At 64.8% G+C, this 16,135-nt stretch carries 14 protein-coding genes; 12 read left to right on the top strand and 2 right to left on the bottom strand.

Annotated elements, in window-relative coordinates; genetic code table 11:
• Positions 1 to 26 precede the first annotated feature (26 nt).
• From FHW83_RS29820 to FHW83_RS29775, 10 genes are all read left to right on the top strand, one after another.
• On the top strand, positions 27 to 1,841 hold the full coding sequence (locus FHW83_RS29820; protein WP_176649993.1) for a methyl-accepting chemotaxis protein: 1,815 nt from the start codon (positions 27 to 29) through the stop codon (positions 1,839 to 1,841).
• Positions 1,842 to 1,910: 69 nt separating this feature from the next.
• Entirely contained in the window at positions 1,911 to 3,728 is a 1,818-nt protein-coding gene (locus tag FHW83_RS29815) for a methyl-accepting chemotaxis protein (RefSeq protein WP_176649992.1), read from the top strand.
• Positions 3,729 to 3,740: 12 nt separating this feature from the next.
• On the top strand, positions 3,741 to 4,199 hold the full coding sequence (locus tag FHW83_RS29810; RefSeq protein ID WP_176649991.1) for a chemotaxis protein CheW: 459 nt from the start codon (positions 3,741 to 3,743) through the stop codon (positions 4,197 to 4,199).
• The gene (locus tag FHW83_RS29805; protein ID WP_176649990.1) at positions 4,196 to 5,413 is read left to right on the top strand and encodes a protein-glutamate O-methyltransferase CheR; all 1,218 of its coding nucleotides are present in this window, start codon (positions 4,196 to 4,198) and stop codon (positions 5,411 to 5,413) included. The genes FHW83_RS29810 and FHW83_RS29805 overlap by 4 nt, the downstream gene beginning before the upstream one ends.
• A gap of 11 nt (positions 5,414 to 5,424) precedes the next feature.
• Positions 5,425 to 6,090, top strand: a complete 666-nt coding sequence (locus tag FHW83_RS29800; protein WP_176649989.1) for a chemotaxis protein CheW — start codon at positions 5,425 to 5,427, stop codon at positions 6,088 to 6,090.
• Complete coding sequence (locus FHW83_RS29795) at positions 6,087 to 8,408, top strand: hybrid sensor histidine kinase/response regulator (RefSeq protein ID WP_176649988.1); 2,322 nt, start codon at positions 6,087 to 6,089, stop codon at positions 8,406 to 8,408. The genes FHW83_RS29800 and FHW83_RS29795 overlap by 4 nt, the downstream gene beginning before the upstream one ends.
• Positions 8,405 to 9,445 carry a chemotaxis-specific protein-glutamate methyltransferase CheB gene (gene cheB, locus FHW83_RS29790; protein WP_176649987.1) on the top strand — a complete coding sequence of 347 codons (1,041 nt, stop codon included), beginning with the start codon at positions 8,405 to 8,407 and terminating at the stop codon, positions 9,443 to 9,445. Before FHW83_RS29795 ends, cheB begins: the two co-directional genes overlap by 4 nt.
• Before the next feature lie 21 nt (positions 9,446 to 9,466).
• Positions 9,467 to 10,531 (top strand): diguanylate cyclase, encoded by a 1,065-nt coding sequence (locus tag FHW83_RS29785; protein WP_176649986.1) that lies wholly within the window; start codon positions 9,467 to 9,469, stop codon positions 10,529 to 10,531.
• Positions 10,528 to 10,842 carry a pyrimidine/purine nucleoside phosphorylase gene (locus FHW83_RS29780; protein ID WP_176649985.1) on the top strand — a complete coding sequence of 105 codons (315 nt, stop codon included), beginning with the start codon at positions 10,528 to 10,530 and terminating at the stop codon, positions 10,840 to 10,842. Before FHW83_RS29785 ends, FHW83_RS29780 begins: the two co-directional genes overlap by 4 nt.
• A gap of 37 nt (positions 10,843 to 10,879) precedes the next feature.
• Complete coding sequence (locus FHW83_RS29775; RefSeq protein ID WP_176649984.1) at positions 10,880 to 11,812, top strand: GAF domain-containing protein; 933 nt, start codon at positions 10,880 to 10,882, stop codon at positions 11,810 to 11,812.
• A gap of 92 nt (positions 11,813 to 11,904) precedes the next feature.
• Here the strand turns inward: FHW83_RS29775 and murB are convergent, their stop codons facing one another.
• Complete coding sequence (gene murB, locus FHW83_RS29770) at positions 11,905 to 12,915, bottom strand: UDP-N-acetylmuramate dehydrogenase (protein WP_176649983.1); 1,011 nt, start codon at positions 12,913 to 12,915, stop codon at positions 11,905 to 11,907.
• 132 nt (positions 12,916 to 13,047) lie between these two features.
• Here murB and FHW83_RS29765 point away from each other — a divergent pair, with 132 nt between their 5' ends.
• Together FHW83_RS29765 and FHW83_RS29760 are read left to right on the top strand one after the other, a co-directional pair.
• Entirely contained in the window at positions 13,048 to 13,533 is a 486-nt protein-coding gene (locus FHW83_RS29765) for a YajQ family cyclic di-GMP-binding protein (protein WP_176649982.1), read from the top strand.
• A 136-nt stretch (positions 13,534 to 13,669) separates the two neighbouring features.
• The gene (locus tag FHW83_RS29760) at positions 13,670 to 14,926 is read left to right on the top strand and encodes a nitronate monooxygenase (protein WP_176649981.1); all 1,257 of its coding nucleotides are present in this window, start codon (positions 13,670 to 13,672) and stop codon (positions 14,924 to 14,926) included.
• Between the two features lie 43 nt (positions 14,927 to 14,969).
• On the opposite strand, the gene FHW83_RS29755 is transcribed toward FHW83_RS29760, so the two are convergent.
• On the bottom strand, positions 14,970 to 15,905 hold the full coding sequence (locus tag FHW83_RS29755; protein ID WP_176649980.1) for an exopolyphosphatase: 936 nt from the start codon (positions 15,903 to 15,905) through the stop codon (positions 14,970 to 14,972).
• Positions 15,906 to 16,135 lie beyond the last annotated feature (230 nt).

Genomic DNA, 16,135 nt, shown 5'->3' with positions numbered 1-16,135 from the left:
ACGCACTGATCAAGAGTGGAGCGAGCATGCTAAAAAACCTCAGTATCAAGAAAAAACTCGCTGGCGGATTTGGCGCCATTGTCGTCATCATCGTTGCCCTGCTGGCCATGGCCTATGCCAACTTCACCAAGCTGTCCACCGCCAACGAATGGGACAAGCACACGCTGCGCGTGCTGCTGGAAGCCGGCGAGGTGGAAACGGCGATGATACAAATCCAGAACTCCACCCGCGGCTTCATGCTCACCGGCGAGGAAAGCATCACCAAGCCGATTCCGCTCGAGGAGGAAAAGGTGCGCCAGCACATGGCGGAGATCAAGCGCCTGACCGCCGACAATCCCGCCCAGCAGGAGCGCCTGAAGCGGCTGGCGCCGCTGATGCAGAACTGGATCGACAACGTGATCCATCCGCTGCTGGAGAAACGCCGCGCGCTGAACCTGAAGGTGGGCGTGTCGCAGCAGGTGGCCACGGCGGCCGACGTGCTCAATGGCGCCAAGACCATCGCCGAGGTGCGCCGCATCATCCGCGAGATCAGCGAGGAGGAGGACCGCCTGCTGGCGGAGCGCAGCAAGGCCTCGGCCAACCTGTCACAAACCATGATGCTGCTGCTGATCGCCGGCGGCGGCGTGTGCACCGCGCTGGCCCTCGGCATCGGCGGCCTGCTGTCCAAGGCGCTGGCCGCGCCGCTGGTGCGCCTGAGCGCCACGGTGGACCGCATCGCCCGCGGCGAGCAAGGCGCGCGCGTGGAAGTGGGTTCGCGCGATGAACTGGGCCAGGTGTCGGGCGCCTTCAACCTGATGGCGCAGGCGATCCAGGACAGCCAGGACAAGGAACTGGCGGCCTCCAACCTGCTCAAGTCCAAGGTCGATTCGCTGCTGGGCGTGGTCACCAAGGCGGCCGCCGGCGACCTGACCGGCAAGGTCGAGGTGCAAGGCGACGACGCCATCGGCCAACTGGCCGCTGGCCTGGAGCGCATGTTCGACAACCTGCGCACCCTGCTCAACAACGTGCAGAAGGCCGGCATCCAGGTCACCACCTCGGCCACCGAGATCGCCGCCTCGGCCAAGCAGCAGGAGGCCACCGGCGTCGAGCAGGCCCAGACCAGCGTCGAGATCCTGGCCACCACCAAGGAGATCTCGGCCAACATCTCGCATCTGGTCAAGACCATGGAGGAAGCCACCTCGGTGGCCGACTACACCACCCACGCCACCGCCGACGCCCAGGGCAACCTGAAACGCATGGACGGCACCATGCAGAACATGGTGAGCGCCACCGACTCGATCAACGCCAAGCTGGCGGCGCTGTCGGAAAAGGCCTCCAACATCAACAGCGTGCTGACCACCATCACCAAGGTGGCCGACCAGACCAACATCCTGTCGCTGAACGCGGCCATCGAGGCCGAGAAGGCCGGCGAGGCGGGACGCGGCTTCTCGGTGGTGGCCACCGAGATCCGCCGCCTGGCCGACCAGACCTCCGTCTCCACCTGGGACATCGAGCAGATGCTGAAGGAGATGCAGTCCGCCGTCTCGGCCAGCGTGATGGGCATGGACAAATTCTCCGAGGAGATCCGCCGCAGCGTGGGCGAGGTGCGCCAGGTGACCAACCAGCTGTCCGGCGTGATGGACCAGGTGCAGAAGCTGGCGCCGCAATTCGACCAGGTCCTGCAGGGCATGCAGTCCCAGGCCGTCGGCGCCGCCCAGATCAACGAAACCATGATGCAGTTGAACGAGGCCACCCAGCAAACCGTGGAATCGCTGAAATCGACCAGCGAGGCGGTGCACCAGCTGCAGTACGCGGCCGGCGGACTGCAAAGCAGCGTCGCCACTTTCTCGGTGGCGGCCTGAATACCGTGACAACGGCCGGTATGGGACAATGCCGGGTGCGACCTGGCCGCCGCCAGCCCTGGAGAAATAATGTTTAAAGACTTGAGCATCAAGACCAAGCTATACCTCAGTTTCAGCGCCATCCTCGCCATCATCCTGGTGCTGCTATCGATCGCCTACAACCGCTTCAACAGCCTGTCGCAAGCCAATGAGTGGGACCGCCACACAATGGATGTGATGCAGGCGATCGACGTGCTGCGCAACGATCTGCTGCAGGTCCAGGTGGAGGCGCGCGGCTACTACCTGACCGGCGCGCCGCAACGGCTTGAGCGCGCGCGCAAGGAGCTGACGGACCTGCCGGCCTCCATCACCGAACTGCAAAAGCTCACCGCCGACAATCCGGCGCAGGCGGCGCGCTTCAGGAAGCTGGAGGAAATGATCAAGGTGTGGAGCAACGAGGTGATCGACTCCCAGCTCAAGCTGCGCGAGAGCATGGGCAACCAACCGGGCGCCGCCGACGCCATGGGCCGCACGCCGCAACTGTCGGGCGCCGCGACCTCCGTGATCGGCGAGGTCTACAAGTTCATGAACGACGCGGCCGAGGAGGAGAAACGCCTGCTGGCGGTGCGCTCCGCATCCTCCGAACACCAGCAGGAGACCATGCGCATGGTGCTGACCGGCGGCGGCCTGGCGTGCGTGGCGCTGTCGATGGGGATCGCGTGGCTGCTGGTGCGCTCGCTGCTGGCGCCGCTGAACAACCTGACCCAGGCCGTCGGCAGGATCGCCGCCGGCGACCAGACCGCGCGCGCCGAGGTGCTGTCGGCCGATGAGCTGGGCCAGGTCAGCACGGAATTCAACCGCATGGCGCAAGCCATCCAGGACAGCCAGGCCAACGAGCTGGCCGCCTCCAGCCTGCTCAGGTCCAAGGTCGATTCGCTGCTGGGCGTGGTGTCGAAAGCCGCCGCCGGCGACCTGACCGGCAAGATCGAGGTGCAAGGCGAGGACGCCATCGGCAAGCTGGCCAAGGGCCTGGACCGCATGTTCGAGAACCTGCGCGCGCTGCTCAACAATGTGCAGAAGGCCGGCATCCAGGTCACCACCTCGGCCACCGAGATCGCCGCCTCGGCCAAGCAGCAGGAGGCCACCGGCATCGAGCAGGCCCAGACCAGCGTCGAGATCCTCAGCACCACCAGGGAAATCTCGGCCAACACCTCGCAGCTGCTGAAGACCATGGAGGAAGCCACCGCCGTGGCTGACTACACCACCAGCGCCACCGCCGACGCGCAGACCAACCTGAAACGCATGGACGGCACCATGCAGAACATGGTGAGCGCCACCGACTCGATCAACGCCAAGCTGGCGGCGCTGTCGGAAAAGGCCTCCAACATCAACAGCGTGCTGACCACCATCACCAAGGTGGCCGACCAGACCAACATCCTGTCGCTGAACGCGGCCATCGAGGCCGAGAAGGCCGGCGAGGCGGGACGCGGCTTCTCGGTGGTGGCCACCGAGATCCGCCGCCTGGCCGACCAGACCTCGGTGTCCACCTGGGACATCGAGCAGATGCTCAAGGAGATGCAGTCCGCCGTCTCGGCCAGCGTGATGGGCATGGACAAATTCTCCGAGGAGATCCGCCGCAGCGTGGGCGAGGTGCGCGCCGTGACCGACCAGTTGTCCGGCGTGATGGACCAGGTGCAGCAACTGGCGCCGCGGTTCGACGTGGTGCTGCAGGGGATGCAGTCGCAGGCCGTGGGCGCTGAACAGATCACCGCCACCATGATGCAGCTGAACGACGCCACCCAGCAGACGGTGGAATCGCTCAAGGCCACCAGCGAGGCGGTGCGCCAGCTGCAGTACGCGGCCGGCGACCTGCAGACCAGCGTCGCCAACTTCGCCGTGACGGTGTAAGGCGCGGCGGCCATGAAACTTCTCGTCTTCCACATCGGCGCCGATCGTTACGGCTTGCGCCTGCGCGATGTGGTGCGGGTGCTGCCGCTGCTCGAGCTCAAGCAGGTGCCGCTGGCGCCGGACATGGTGGCGGGCCTGATGGACCTGCACGGCGCCTCGGTGCCGGTGATCGACTTGTGCCGCGCCGCCGGTCTGCCAAGCGGCGAAGACCATTTCGACACGCGCATCATCGTCACCGACTACGTGACGCCGGAAGGCGCGCATCACCAACTCGGCCTGCGCGCCGAACGCGTGCAAGGCGTGCAGGAGGTGCGCGAGGATCTGCTGCTCGACAGCGGCGTGCAGGCCGCCCCCTTCCTCGGGCAAGTGGTGAGCGACGCGCACGGCATGCTGCAACTGGTGGAGCTGCGACAGCTGCTGCCGGCCGAGCTGCGCGCCCTGCTGTTCCAGCCGGCGGACGGGACGCCATGACACCGGCCCAATCCCTGCTGCGCGAGGCCACCGGCTTGAGCTTGTCCAGGTCGGAGGTGGAGCGCGCGATCAAGAACCGCATGGAGCTCACCGCCGTCGCCGACACCGACGCCTACCTGCGCGACATCACGCCGGAGGAATTGACCGCGCTGGTGGAATTGGTGGTGGTGCCGGAATCGTGGTTCTACCGCGACGCCCAGGCGTTCAGCGCCATGACCGACTTCGTGCGCGCGCGCCTCGCCGCCGACAGCGGGCGGCTGGTGCGCCTGCTCTCGATTCCCTGCGCGGGCGGCGAGGAACCGTACACCATGGCGATGGCGCTGAGCGACGCCGGCATCGGGCCGCGGAATTTCATCATCGACGCCTACGACATCAGCCCGGTCTGCGTGGAGCGCGCCAGGAGCGGCATCTACGGCCGCAACGCCTTCCGCGCACAGGACCTGTCGTTCCGCGACGCGCACTTCAGCAGCGCCGGCGACGGCGACTACCGCATCAACGACGCCATACGCCAACAGGTGCGCTTCAAGCAAGGCAATCTGCTGGAGCTCGCGCCAGGCGCGCGCAACGGCCTGTACGACGTGATCTTTTGCCGCAATCTGCTGATTTATTTCGACAAGCCGACCACCAAGGCGGCCATCGCCAAACTGGAAGCGCTGCTGATGGACGACGGCCAGCTGTTCGCGGGCTATGCCGAAGTGCCGTCGTTCTGCCGCCATGGCTTTTCGCCGCTGCCGTACAACCAGGCCTTCGGCTTGCAGAAGGAGGCCTCCGCGCCGGCGCTCATTCGGCCAGCCCCCGCACGCGTGAGCGCCAGGCCGGCGCCGCCGCCATCGCGTCCCGCCGCGCCGCCGCCCCGCAACCGCGCCGCGCCGCCTGCCGCGCCGGCCGTCGCGCCGGCAGTGGACTTGCTGGCCGAGGCGCGCCGCCTGGCCGACCTGGGTGACATCAAGGCCGCCGAAAACGCCTGCCGCGACCATCTGGCCCGGCATCCCGAGTCGGCCGAAGCCTACTTCATCCTCGGCCTGCTGAATGAGCTCACCAACAAGCCGCAAATGGCGGCCGACTACTGGAAACGCTGCATCTACCTCCAGCCCGACCACTACGAAGCCCTGTGCCACCTGGCGCTGCTGGCCGAAGCCAACAACGACGCCGCCGGCGCCGCCGCGCTCAAGGCGCGTGCCGCCCGCATCTATAAACGCCAGCAGGCATCCTGAAGACGCAAGCCATGAGCACAACCATCATCGAAGCCTGCTGGAACACCATCGGCGTGAATGGCGACCAAAGCTGCGACAAGCTGCGGCGGCACGTCCACTGCCGCAATTGCGAAGTCTACGCCGCCGCCGCGCAGCAAAACCTGCAGCGCCCCGTCGGCGGCGACTACCAGAAAGAGTGGGCCGAGCATTTCCGCCAGGCCGCCAGCGACAACCAGCAGCAGGACACGTCCTGCCTGGTGTTCCGCATCGGGCGCGAATGGTTGTCGCTGCCGACCCGCATGTTCGTGGCGGTGGCGCCGATCGCCAGGCCGCACCGCCTGCCCCACCGCGCCGCGCGCGGCCTGAGCGGCATCGTCAACGTCGGCGGCACGCTGTACCCGTGCATGTCGCTGGCCGACCTGCTGGGCATCGACGAAAGCGAGGGCGAAGCCGTCACCCATCGCCACACCTTCGCGCGGCTGCTGCTGGCGCAATGGGAGGACCAGGCCTACGCCTTGCCGGTGGTCGACCTGCACGGATTGCTGCGCTACGCCAGCGGCAGCGTGCAGGCGCCGGCCGCCACCATCAACAAGGGCTTGTCGCGCTTCCTCTCCGGCGTGATATCGCATCAGGACATGCGTATCGGCGTGCTGGACGAGGCGCTGATCGGCTACCAACTCGCGAGGACCCTGCGATGAGCGTCGATAACAACGGAGACCTGAGCCAATTCTCCATGCTGGACCTGTTCCGCATGGAGGCGGACAGCCAGACGCAAATCCTGACCGACGGCCTGCTGGCCATGGAGCGCCTGAAGGACGACGCCAGCGCGGTCGAATCGATGATGCGCGCGGCGCACTCGATCAAGGGCGCGGCCGCCATCGTGGGGCTGGAAGTGGTGGTGCAGCTGGCGCATGGCATGGAGGACGCCTTCATCGCCGCACAAAACGGCAAGCTGGCGCTGACGCCAAATCGCGTCGACGTGCTGCTGGCCGGCGTGGACCTGATCCTGCAGGCGTCGCGCCTGCAGGACAACGGCGTGGAAGCGTGGTTGGCGGAGAACGGCGAGCAAATCAAGCGCACCATGAACGCCATCCAGACCATCGCCTTCCTGCCGGAACCGGTGGAGCTGGCGCCGCCCGTCGTTCCGGCGGACGGCGGACGGTCCGCCGCTGCGGCCCATAGGGCTCCTGAGGGCACGCTCAGCGTGGACCGCGGCGGCGAGGCGCCAGCGCCCGCCCCTGCTCCCGCCCCCGTCGAAGACGCGCACGAGCGCCGCGCCGCCGCGCCGCTGAAGCACGCGCACAATTTCGACAAGCTGTTGTCGCTGGCCAGCGAATCGCGCATCAACGCGCACCAGATGCATCCCTTCATCCAGAACATGCAGCGCTTCAAGCGCAACCAAAGCAGCCTGTTCTCGCTGATCGAGCAGCTGCACGAGGCCATCTCCAACAGCAGCGACGCCGGCCTGAAGGAAAAGTCCCTGCTGGCGCTGCAGAAAACCCATCCGCTCAAGCAGTTCGTGCTGGAGCACATCGCCGACATCGAAGCCTACGAACGCCGCCTGCTGGGCGTCTCGCAATCCATGGTGGACGAGGTGCTGACCATGCGCATGCGGCCCTTCCGCGACGGCGTGCAGCACTTCCCGCGCATGGTGCGCGACCTCGCGCGCAGCCTCGGTAAGGACGTGCGGCTGCAGATCATCGGCGAGGACACGCTGGTCGACCGCGACATCCTGGCCAGGATCGAAAGCCCGATCAACCACATGCTGCGCAACGCCATCGACCACGGCATGGACAGCGCCGCCGAGCGCATCGCCGCCGGCAAGCCGGGCACCGGCACCATCGTGCTGGAGGCCAAGCACCGCGCCGGCATGCTCAGCATCGAAATCAGCGACGACGGCAAGGGCGTGGACCTGGAAAAAATCCGCGCCCGCGTGATCGAGCGCAAGATGGCGCCGGCGCAGATGGCGGCCTCCATGTCGCCGGCGGAGCTGATGGAGTTCCTGTTCCTGCCGGCCTTCAGCCTGAAGGACAACATCACCGAGATTTCCGGCCGCGGCGTCGGGCTGGACATCGTGCACGAAACCATCCGCTCGCAGAACGGCACCGTGCGCAACGAATCCGAACTCGGAGTCGGCTTCCGCACCTGCATCACGCTGCCGCTCACGCAATCCATCGTGCGCGCGCTGGTGGTGGAGGTCAAGGGCGAAGCTTACGCCGTGCCGATCGTGCAGGTGGAGCGCGTGCTCAAGGTCGAGCAGTCGGCCATCCACACGCTGGAGAACAAGCAGTTTTTCGATTTCGGCGGCGAGCACCTCGGCCTGGTCTCGGCCGCGCAGGTGCTGGAACTGGGCGACACCGACGCCGGCGCCGGCGAGCTGCCGGTGGTGGTGATCGGCGCCGGCGCGCGCCGCTACGCGCTGGTGGTGGACGCGATTCGCGGCGAACAAAGCCTGGCGGTGCAAGCCATCGATCCGATCTTCGGCAAGATGCGCGACATCTCGGCCGCCGCCCTGCTCGACGACGGCGAGCCGGTGCTGATCCTCGACGTGCCCGACCTGCTGCTGTCGGTCGACAAGCTGCTGCACGAGGGCGGCCTGCATCAACTGGCCAAATCCGACGCCGCCGAGCGCCGCAAGACCAAGCGCATCCTGGTGGTCGACGATTCGCTCACCGTGCGCGAGATGGAGCGCAAGCTGCTGCTCAGCCGCGGCTTCCTGGTCGACATCGCCATCGACGGCATCGACGGCTGGAACGTGGTGCGCAGCGGCGACTACGACCTGGTGATCACCGACGTCGACATGCCGCGCATGGACGGTATTGAACTGGTAACATTGATTAAAAAAGATATACACCTTCACAAGCTGCCAGTCATGATAGTCTCTTATAAAGATCGGCCGGAAGACCGCGCACGCGGCTTGTCGGCCGGCGCCGACTATTACCTGACCAAGGGCAGCTTCCACGACGAGACGCTGCTCGACGCCGTCAGCGACCTGATTGGGGACGCCCGTAGATGAAGATCGCCATTGCCAACGATTCCGCCATGGCGGCCGAGGCGCTGCGGCGCGTGGTCGCCAGCACCGCCGAGCACCAGGTGCTGTGGATCGCCCGCACTGGCGCGGAGGCGGTGCGCATGTGCGCGGAGAACCGTCCCGACCTGGTGCTGATGGACCTCAACATGCCCGAGCTGGACGGGGTGGAAGCCACGCGCCAGATCATGGAACAAAGCCCGTGCGCCATCCTGGTGGTCACCGGCCGCCCGCAGGACAACGTCAACCAGGTGTTCCGCGCGCTGGGCGCCGGCGCGCTGGACGTGACGGCCACCCCGGTGCTGCAGGGCCAGCCCGGCGGCGACGCCGAGCTGCTGGCCAAGATCCGCACCATGGACAAGCTGATACGCCACAGCGGCGGCACCCAGGCCATGCTGCCCAAGACCGCCGCCAACGGCAACGGCCACGGCGCCGACGCGCCGGGGGCGGAAAAAGTCACGGCGCTGCTGGCGATCGGCGCCTCCACCGGCGGCCCGGTGGCGGTCTCCAAGCTGCTGGCCGGCTGGAAGCCGCCGCGCGGCTGCGCCATCGTGGTGGTGCAGCACATCGACCAGCATTTCGCCGACAATTTCGCGCGCTGGCTGGGCGAGCAGCTGGAGATGCCGGTGCGCGCCGCCGAGGAAGGCGACGAGCTGGTGGCCGGCGCCGTCCTCATCGCCAAGAGCAACGACCATTTGACGCTGGATCAAAACCTTCGCTTGCGTTACGATAGTCATCCGAAGGACTACGCTTACCGGCCGTCGGTGGACGTGTTCTTCCACTGCGTGGCGCAGCACTGGAAAGGCGAGGCGGTCGGCGTGCTGCTGACCGGGATGGGCCGCGATGGCGCCGAGGGCTTGCTGGCCATGCGCCGCGCGGGCCAGACCACCATCGCCCAGGACCAGGCCAGCAGCGCGGTGTACGGCATGCCGCGCGCGGCCGCCGAGCTGGACGCCGCGCAGATGATACTGCCGCTGGCGAAGATCGGCGCGGTGTTGCGCAGCACTTTGGGCGGACGTAGTTGAAAATAACTTAAGAGAATCCTGATGTCCGAAGCACAAGTCATCGCAGCAGATCAAGACCCGGTCCTCACCATCTTCAAAGTCCGCGTGCTGCTGGTGGACGACCAGTTGATCATCGTCGAAGCCGTGCGGCGCATGCTGAGCGACCAGCCGGACATCGAATTCCACTACGTGACCGACGCTACCAAATCGCTGGAGACGGCGCTGCAACTGCAGCCGACCGTGATCCTGCAGGATCTGGTGATGCCGACCATCGACGGCTTCGGCCAGATCACCCAGTTCCGCAACGAGGAAGGCCTGCGCCACGTGCCGGTGATCGTGCTGTCGGCCAAGGAGGACCCCAAGCTCAAGGCGCACAGCTTCGCCATGGGCGCCAACGACTACATGGTCAAGCTGCCGGACAAGCTGGAACTGCTGGCGCGCGTGCGCTATCACTCCAATGCGCACATCAGCCGCCTTCAGCGCGACCAGGCCTTCCGCTTCCTGCGCGAGAGCCAGAAGCAGCTGGCCGACGCCAACATCGAACTGCAAAAGCTGGCCGCGCTGGACGGCCTGACCGGCATCGCCAACCGCCGCCGCTTCGACGACACCATGCGCCTCGAATGGCAGCGCGGCCAGCGCGACAAGAAGCCGCTGACGCTGCTGATGTGCGACGTCGACTTCTTCAAACTGTACAACGACAGCTTCGGCCACCTGGCGGGCGATCTTTGCCTGAAAAAGGTGGCCGCCGTCCTGACCGAACATCTGAAGCGCCCGGCCGACCTGGCCGCGCGCTACGGCGGCGAGGAATTCGCCATTATCCTGCCGGAGACATCACTGACTGGGGCACTGATCGTGGCCGAGTCGTGCCGCCGCCACCTGGAGCAGCTCGCGATTGAAAATCCGCAGGCGACCACCGCACTCTCAAGCGTGACCATGTCGATCGGCGTGGCCAGCGTGGTGCCGTCGCCCGCCAGCAGCGTCGAGGAGCTGATCCAGCAAGCCGACCGGGCCCTGTACGCCGCCAAGCACGGTGGCCGCAACCGCGTGGTCAGCGCGGCCGACCTGCCCGGTCTCACCCCATCGAACCAAGGAAAAACAGCAGCATGAGTGCTCAAATCGATCAAGTCAGCGTCGTCAAGAAATCCAACATCTACTTCGACGGCAAGTGCGTCTCGCACACCATCATCCTGGCGGATGGCAGCAAGAAGTCGGTCGGCGTCATCTTCCCGTCCAGCCTGACCTTCAACACCGGCGCGCCGGAAATCATGGAGATCACCGGCGGCGTGTGCAAGGTGCGCCTCGATGGCGCGGCCGAATGGCAGACCTACGGCGCCGGCCAGGAATTCAAGGTGCCGGGCAACAGCAAGTTCGATATCGAAACGGTGGAAACCGTCGATTACGTTTGCCACTTCGGCTAAGCTCAAAAGCAGACCGCGGTCTGCTTTTTTTACGACCATGAATATACCCGCGCACAAACTGCTGGCCATCATACAAGCGCAGGTCCAGCTGGTAGGCCTAGGCAATGACCTCAGCGCCGTGATGGACGCCGCCTCCGCCAAGGCGGTCGAGCTGACCGGCGCCGACGGCGCGGTGGTCGAGCTGCTGGAGGACGACGCCATCGTCTACCGCTCGGCCAGCGGCCTGGCGGAGGCGCAACTGGGCTTGCGCATGCCGGTGGCGAACAGCCTGTCGGGCCGCGTACTCACCAGCCGCGCCGCCGCGCTGTGCACCGACAGCGAGGCCGACGAGCGGGTCAACCGCGAGGCTTGCCGCAAGGTCGGCCTGCGCGCGATGGTGATCGTGCCGCTGATCGCCGGCGGCGAAGCGATCGCCGTCATGAAGCTGGTGTGGAAGGCGCCGCGCGCATTCGACGACGGCGAGGCGGAGATCGCGCAGCTGCTGGCCAATATGACGGCCATGCTGATGCAGCGCGCCACGCAGGAGGGCCCGCATGTGCTCAAGCGGCGCTTGACGCTGGATGAAGCCAGCGGCGCCGCCAACCGTTCCTTCTTCTACGAGCAGCTGCAAGCGAAGCTGGCGGCCGCGCAGGCGGGCCAGGGACAGCTGGGCGTGGGGGTGATTCGCTTCGACGGCATCGACAAGCTGCCGGAGGCGCTGGCCAACATCTCGCGCCGCATCGAGCGCGAATGCCGGCCGGGGGATCTGGTGGCGCGCATCGGCCACGATGAATTTGGGGTGATCCTCAACATGGCTTCGCGCCGCTCCATCGTCACCAGCCAGCTGCACCGCATCAGCCTTTCCGTGACCAGCGAGGCGCTGCCCGGCATCAGCGACGCCGCGCTGCGCGCCGCCTGCCGCACCGGCAGTTCGCTGTATCCGGAGGACGCCCACAGCGCGATTGAACTGGTGCAGGCCGCCCGCCCCTGACAACCGTCATTCCGGCGAAAGCCGGAATCCATACGCATTATCCTGGACCGCCGGCGTTCCATGGATTCCGGCCTGCGCCGGAATGACGGCGGCTAAACGAACACCGGCTCCGGCTCCAGCAGCACGCCATAGCGCGCCTGCACGTCGGCCTGGATGGCCCTGGCCAGCGCCACCACATCGGCGCCGGTGGCGCCGCCATTATTCACCAGCACCAGCGCCTGTTTCGGATACACGCCGGCCGCGCCCAGGCTCCTGCCCTTCCAGCCGCATTGATCGATCAGCCAGCCGGCGGCCAGCTTCTCGCTGCCGTCTGGCTGCGCGTGATGCACCATGTCCGGAAAACGCGCCAGCAGGGCCGCGCAATGCGCGCCCGGCACCACCGGATTCTTGAAGAAGCTGCCGGCGTTGCCGACCACCGCGGGATCGGGCAGCTTGCGGCGGCGAATCGCGATCACGGCGTCGGCGATCTTGCGCGGCGAGGTGAGGTCCGGTTCCGCCGCCAGCTCGGCGTAGCGCAGGTTCGGCGTCCACTGCTTGGGCAGCGCGAACGTCACATCGAGAATGATCAGATGGCGCCCCTCGTGTTTGAACACACTGTCGCGGTAGCCGAAGCGGCACGCCGCCGTATCCATCACGCGCGTTTCGCCGCTGGCCGGATCGAACACCGTCACGCTGTGGAAGACGTCCTTGATCTCCAGGCCATAGGCACCGATATTCTGGATCGGCGCAGCCCCCACCGTGCCCGGAATCAGCGACAAATTCTCCAGACCGCCCAGGCCCTGATCGATGGTCCACTGCACGAACGCGTGCCAGTTTTCGCCGGCCGCGGCGCGCACAAAATGGTGCCGCGCATCGCCGCCGACGAGCTCTTTTCCCGCCAGCGCGATGTGCAAAACCAGCCCGTCGAAATCGCCGGTCAGCAGCACATTGCTGCCGCCGCCCAACACCAGCTTCGGCAAAGCAGCCCAAGCGCCATCAGCATAAACGCCGAGCAGTTGCTCTTTTTCGGTCACGCGCAAATACGCGCGCGCGGTGGCGGCGATGCCAAAAGTATTCAAGGACTGGAGGGGGAATTGGTGGAGAACGGGGGACGAGGCGGACATGAGGGGAAATAACCAATAAATTTAGTCGATTATAGAGCGAAACAAGCAAAAAACCAGTGCCGATATGGCTGCGAAAAGCAGGATGTCCGTTAAAATGGCAGTCTTTGATGGAGCAAGATAAAGGAACTAGTTATGCCCTCGTTTGATGTAGTTTTGGAAGCCGACATGATCGAAGTAAAGAATGCGGTTGAGCAATCCCAAAAGGAAATCGCCACGCGCTTTGACTTCAAGGGCACCGGCGCCGCCGTCGAACAAAAAGAGCGCGAGCTGACCATTACCGCCGATTCCGACTTCCAGCTGCAGCAGGTGCGCGACGTACTGATCGGCAAGCTGGGCAAGCGCAAGGTCGACGTGCGCTTCCTGGAGGATGGCGACATCAAGAAAATCGGCGGCGACAAGGTGCGCCAGGTCATCAAGGTCAAGAACGGCATCGAGTCCGACGACGCCAAGAAAATCGTGCGCGTCATCAAGGACAGCAAGATGAAGGTGCAAGCCTCGATCCAGGGCGAATCGGTGCGCGTGACCGGCGCCAAGCGCGACGACCTGCAGGCGGCCATCGCCATGCTGCGCAAGGACGTCACCGACCTGCCGCTGGAATTCAACAACTTCCGCGACTAACAATCGTCCCGCGCCCGGCCCCGCGCTGGCGCGCAGTCACAATGCTGTAGTACACATGGAGTAAAATTGATTCGGGAATCCCGATCATGCGTACTGCCGCGCGACCGCAATTAACTTCGGTAGTCTAAGGATAGCAATGAAACGTGTTGATGATTTCCGCCTGCGATTTGGCAATGAAGAATATGTGCCCATCATGATCGGCGGAATGGGTGTCGATATCTCGACCTCGGAACTGGCACTGGAGGCGGCCCGCCTGGGCGGTATCGGCCACATCTCGGACGCGATGGTGGAGGACGTGTCGGACCGCAAATTCGACACCAGCTTCGTCAAGGACAAGACCAAGCTCTACAAGCACAACATCAACAACATGGACAAGTCGATTGTCCAGTTCGACCTCGAGCGCCTGGCCGAGGCCCAGCGCCTGCACATCGGCGCCACCATGCGCGCCAAGAAGGGCCCGGGCCTGATCTTCGTCAACTGCATGGAAAAGCTGACCATGAACGGCCCGCGCGAAACCCTGCGCACCCGCCTCAACGCGGCGCTGGACGCCGGCATCGACGGCATCACGCTGTCGGCCGGCCTGCACTTCGGATCGTTCGCGCTGATGGCCGACCACCCGCGCTTCCGCGAGGCCAAGCTGGGCATCATTGTGTCGTCGGTGCGCGCGCTGCAGATCTTCCTGCGCAAGAACGCCAAGCTGAACCGTCTGCCCGACTACGTCATCGTCGAAGGCCCGCTGGCCGGCGGCCACCTCGGCTTCGGCCTGGAGGACTGGAAGGACTACGACCTGATGACCATCACCAAGGAGTTGCTGGACTACTTCAAGGCGGAAAACCTGGACATTCCGCTGATCGCGGCCGGCGGCATCTTCACCGGCTCGGACGCGGTGAGCTTCCTGGAGGCCGGCGCGGCCGGCGTGCAGGTCGCGACCCGCTTCACCGTCACCAAGGAATGCGGCCTGCCGGACAAGGTCAAGCAGGAATACTTCAAGGCCTCGGAGGACGACATCATCGTCAACGGCGTGTCGCCGACCGGCTATCCGATGCGCATGCTGAAGAGCACGCCGGCGATCGGCTCCGGCATCCGTCCCGGCTGCGAATCGTACGGCTACCTGCTGGATTCGACCGGCAATTGCGCCTACATCAACTCGTACAACCGCGAGGTGGAAGCCCATCCGGAAGCCAAGACCGTGGTGGTGATGGACAAGACCTGTCTGTGCACCCACATGCGCAACTTCAACTGCTGGACCTGCGGCCACTACACCTACAAGCTGAAGGACACCTCGTTCAAGAAGCCGGATGGCGAGTATCAGCTGCTGACGGCGGAACACGTGTTCAAGGACTACCAGTTCAGCACGGACAACACCATCGCCTTACCTGAAAAAGAGTTCTAATTAAAAACCGTCATTCCGGCGCAGGCCGGAATGACGAGGCTTGCTAGCCGTCCTTGTTGATGCGGTGGATCAGCGCTCCCAGCACGTCCTCCGCCATCTCATTCTCCACCTGGCAGGTGCCGGCGTTCTCGTGACCGCCGCCGCCATATTCCAGCATCAGCGCGCCGATATTGGTCTTCGAAGTACGGTTCAAAATCGATTTGCCCGTCGCGAACACGGTGTTCTGGTTCTTCAAGCCCCACAGCACGTGGATCGAGATATTCGTCTGCGGGAAGATCGCGTAGACGATGAAGCGATTGCCGGCAAAGATGATCTCCTCGTTGCGCAAATCCAGCACCACCAGGTTCTTGTGGATGGTGGCGCAGCGGCGGATCTGATCCTTGCATTTCTCGGCGTGCTCGAAGTACAGCTCCTTGCGCTCCTTGACGTCCGGCAGTTCCATGATCTGATCGATCGTGTGGTTCTTGCAGTAGTCGATCAGGTCCATCATCAGGTTGTAGTTGGAGATGCGGAACTCGCGGAAGCGGCCCAGCCCGGTGCGCGCGTCCATCAGGAAGTTCAGCAAATCCCAGCCCTCCGGATTCAGCACCTCCTGCTCGTTGAAGCGGGCGGCGTCGCCCTTGTCGACCGCCGCCATCATGTCGTTCCACGAGGCCGGGAAGGCCTTCAGGCCGCCGTAGTAGTCGTACACCACGCGCGCCGCCGAAGGCGCCTCGGGATGAATGACGTGGTTGGCACGCTCGCCGGTATTGCGGATGGTTTCGGACAGGTGGTGGTCGAACGCCAGATGGGCGCTGGCGACGTAAGGCAGATTGGTGGTGATGTCGCGATCGCTAATCGAGATCTTCCCATCCTGCATATCCTTGGGGTGGACGAACAGGATTTCGTCGATCAAATCCAGGTGCTTCAACAGTACCGCACAAACCAAACCATCAAAATCGCTACGCGTTACCAAGCGATATTTTTTTGCCTCTGCCATGGAGCTACCTCAGTTGGGTTGAACATCGGTAAATAATACAACTCAATGGGATGGCTGCCCACAAATAGTGACTGGTCGTTGCATTACGTCACATTGTAAACGCAAAAAGGCCCGGTCACAGACCGGGCCTTCTCACTAATAACTAGCTTGACGATAACCTACTTTCACACTGGTTGCAGCACTATCATCGGCGTAGAGTCGTTTCACGGTCCTGTTCGGGATGGGAAGGG

Origin of the sequence: Duganella sp. SG902 (assembly GCF_013376005.1) — a bacterium.
Lineage (GTDB): Bacteria > Pseudomonadota > Gammaproteobacteria > Burkholderiales > Burkholderiaceae_D > Rugamonas.
The sequence above is the reverse complement of the archived record's forward strand: the minus strand, read 5'-3'. Positions and strand labels throughout refer to the sequence as shown.

Excerpts from the sequence above, each read along its gene's own strand:
- FHW83_RS29820 (WP_176649993.1), top strand. The coding sequence starts at position 27 with ATGCTAAAAAACCTCAGTATCAAGAAAAAACTCGCTGGCGGATTTGGC.
- FHW83_RS29775 (WP_176649984.1), top strand. The coding sequence starts at position 10,880 with ATGAATATACCCGCGCACAAACTGCTGGCCATCATACAAGCGCAGGTC.
- murB (WP_176649983.1), bottom strand. The coding sequence starts at position 12,915 with ATGTCCGCCTCGTCCCCCGTTCTCCACCAATTCCCCCTCCAGTCCTTG.
- FHW83_RS29815 (WP_176649992.1), top strand. The coding sequence starts at position 1,911 with ATGTTTAAAGACTTGAGCATCAAGACCAAGCTATACCTCAGTTTCAGC.
- FHW83_RS29760 (WP_176649981.1), top strand. The coding sequence starts at position 13,670 with ATGAAACGTGTTGATGATTTCCGCCTGCGATTTGGCAATGAAGAATAT.
- FHW83_RS29780 (WP_176649985.1), top strand. The coding sequence starts at position 10,528 with ATGAGTGCTCAAATCGATCAAGTCAGCGTCGTCAAGAAATCCAACATC.
- FHW83_RS29795 (WP_176649988.1), top strand. The coding sequence starts at position 6,087 with ATGAGCGTCGATAACAACGGAGACCTGAGCCAATTCTCCATGCTGGAC.
- FHW83_RS29765 (WP_176649982.1), top strand. The coding sequence starts at position 13,048 with ATGCCCTCGTTTGATGTAGTTTTGGAAGCCGACATGATCGAAGTAAAG.
- FHW83_RS29755 (WP_176649980.1), bottom strand. The coding sequence starts at position 15,905 with ATGGCAGAGGCAAAAAAATATCGCTTGGTAACGCGTAGCGATTTTGAT.
- FHW83_RS29785 (WP_176649986.1), top strand. The coding sequence starts at position 9,467 with ATGTCCGAAGCACAAGTCATCGCAGCAGATCAAGACCCGGTCCTCACC.
- FHW83_RS29800 (WP_176649989.1), top strand. The coding sequence starts at position 5,425 with ATGAGCACAACCATCATCGAAGCCTGCTGGAACACCATCGGCGTGAAT.
- FHW83_RS29805 (WP_176649990.1), top strand. The coding sequence starts at position 4,196 with ATGACACCGGCCCAATCCCTGCTGCGCGAGGCCACCGGCTTGAGCTTG.
- cheB (WP_176649987.1), top strand. The coding sequence starts at position 8,405 with ATGAAGATCGCCATTGCCAACGATTCCGCCATGGCGGCCGAGGCGCTG.
- FHW83_RS29810 (WP_176649991.1), top strand. The coding sequence starts at position 3,741 with ATGAAACTTCTCGTCTTCCACATCGGCGCCGATCGTTACGGCTTGCGC.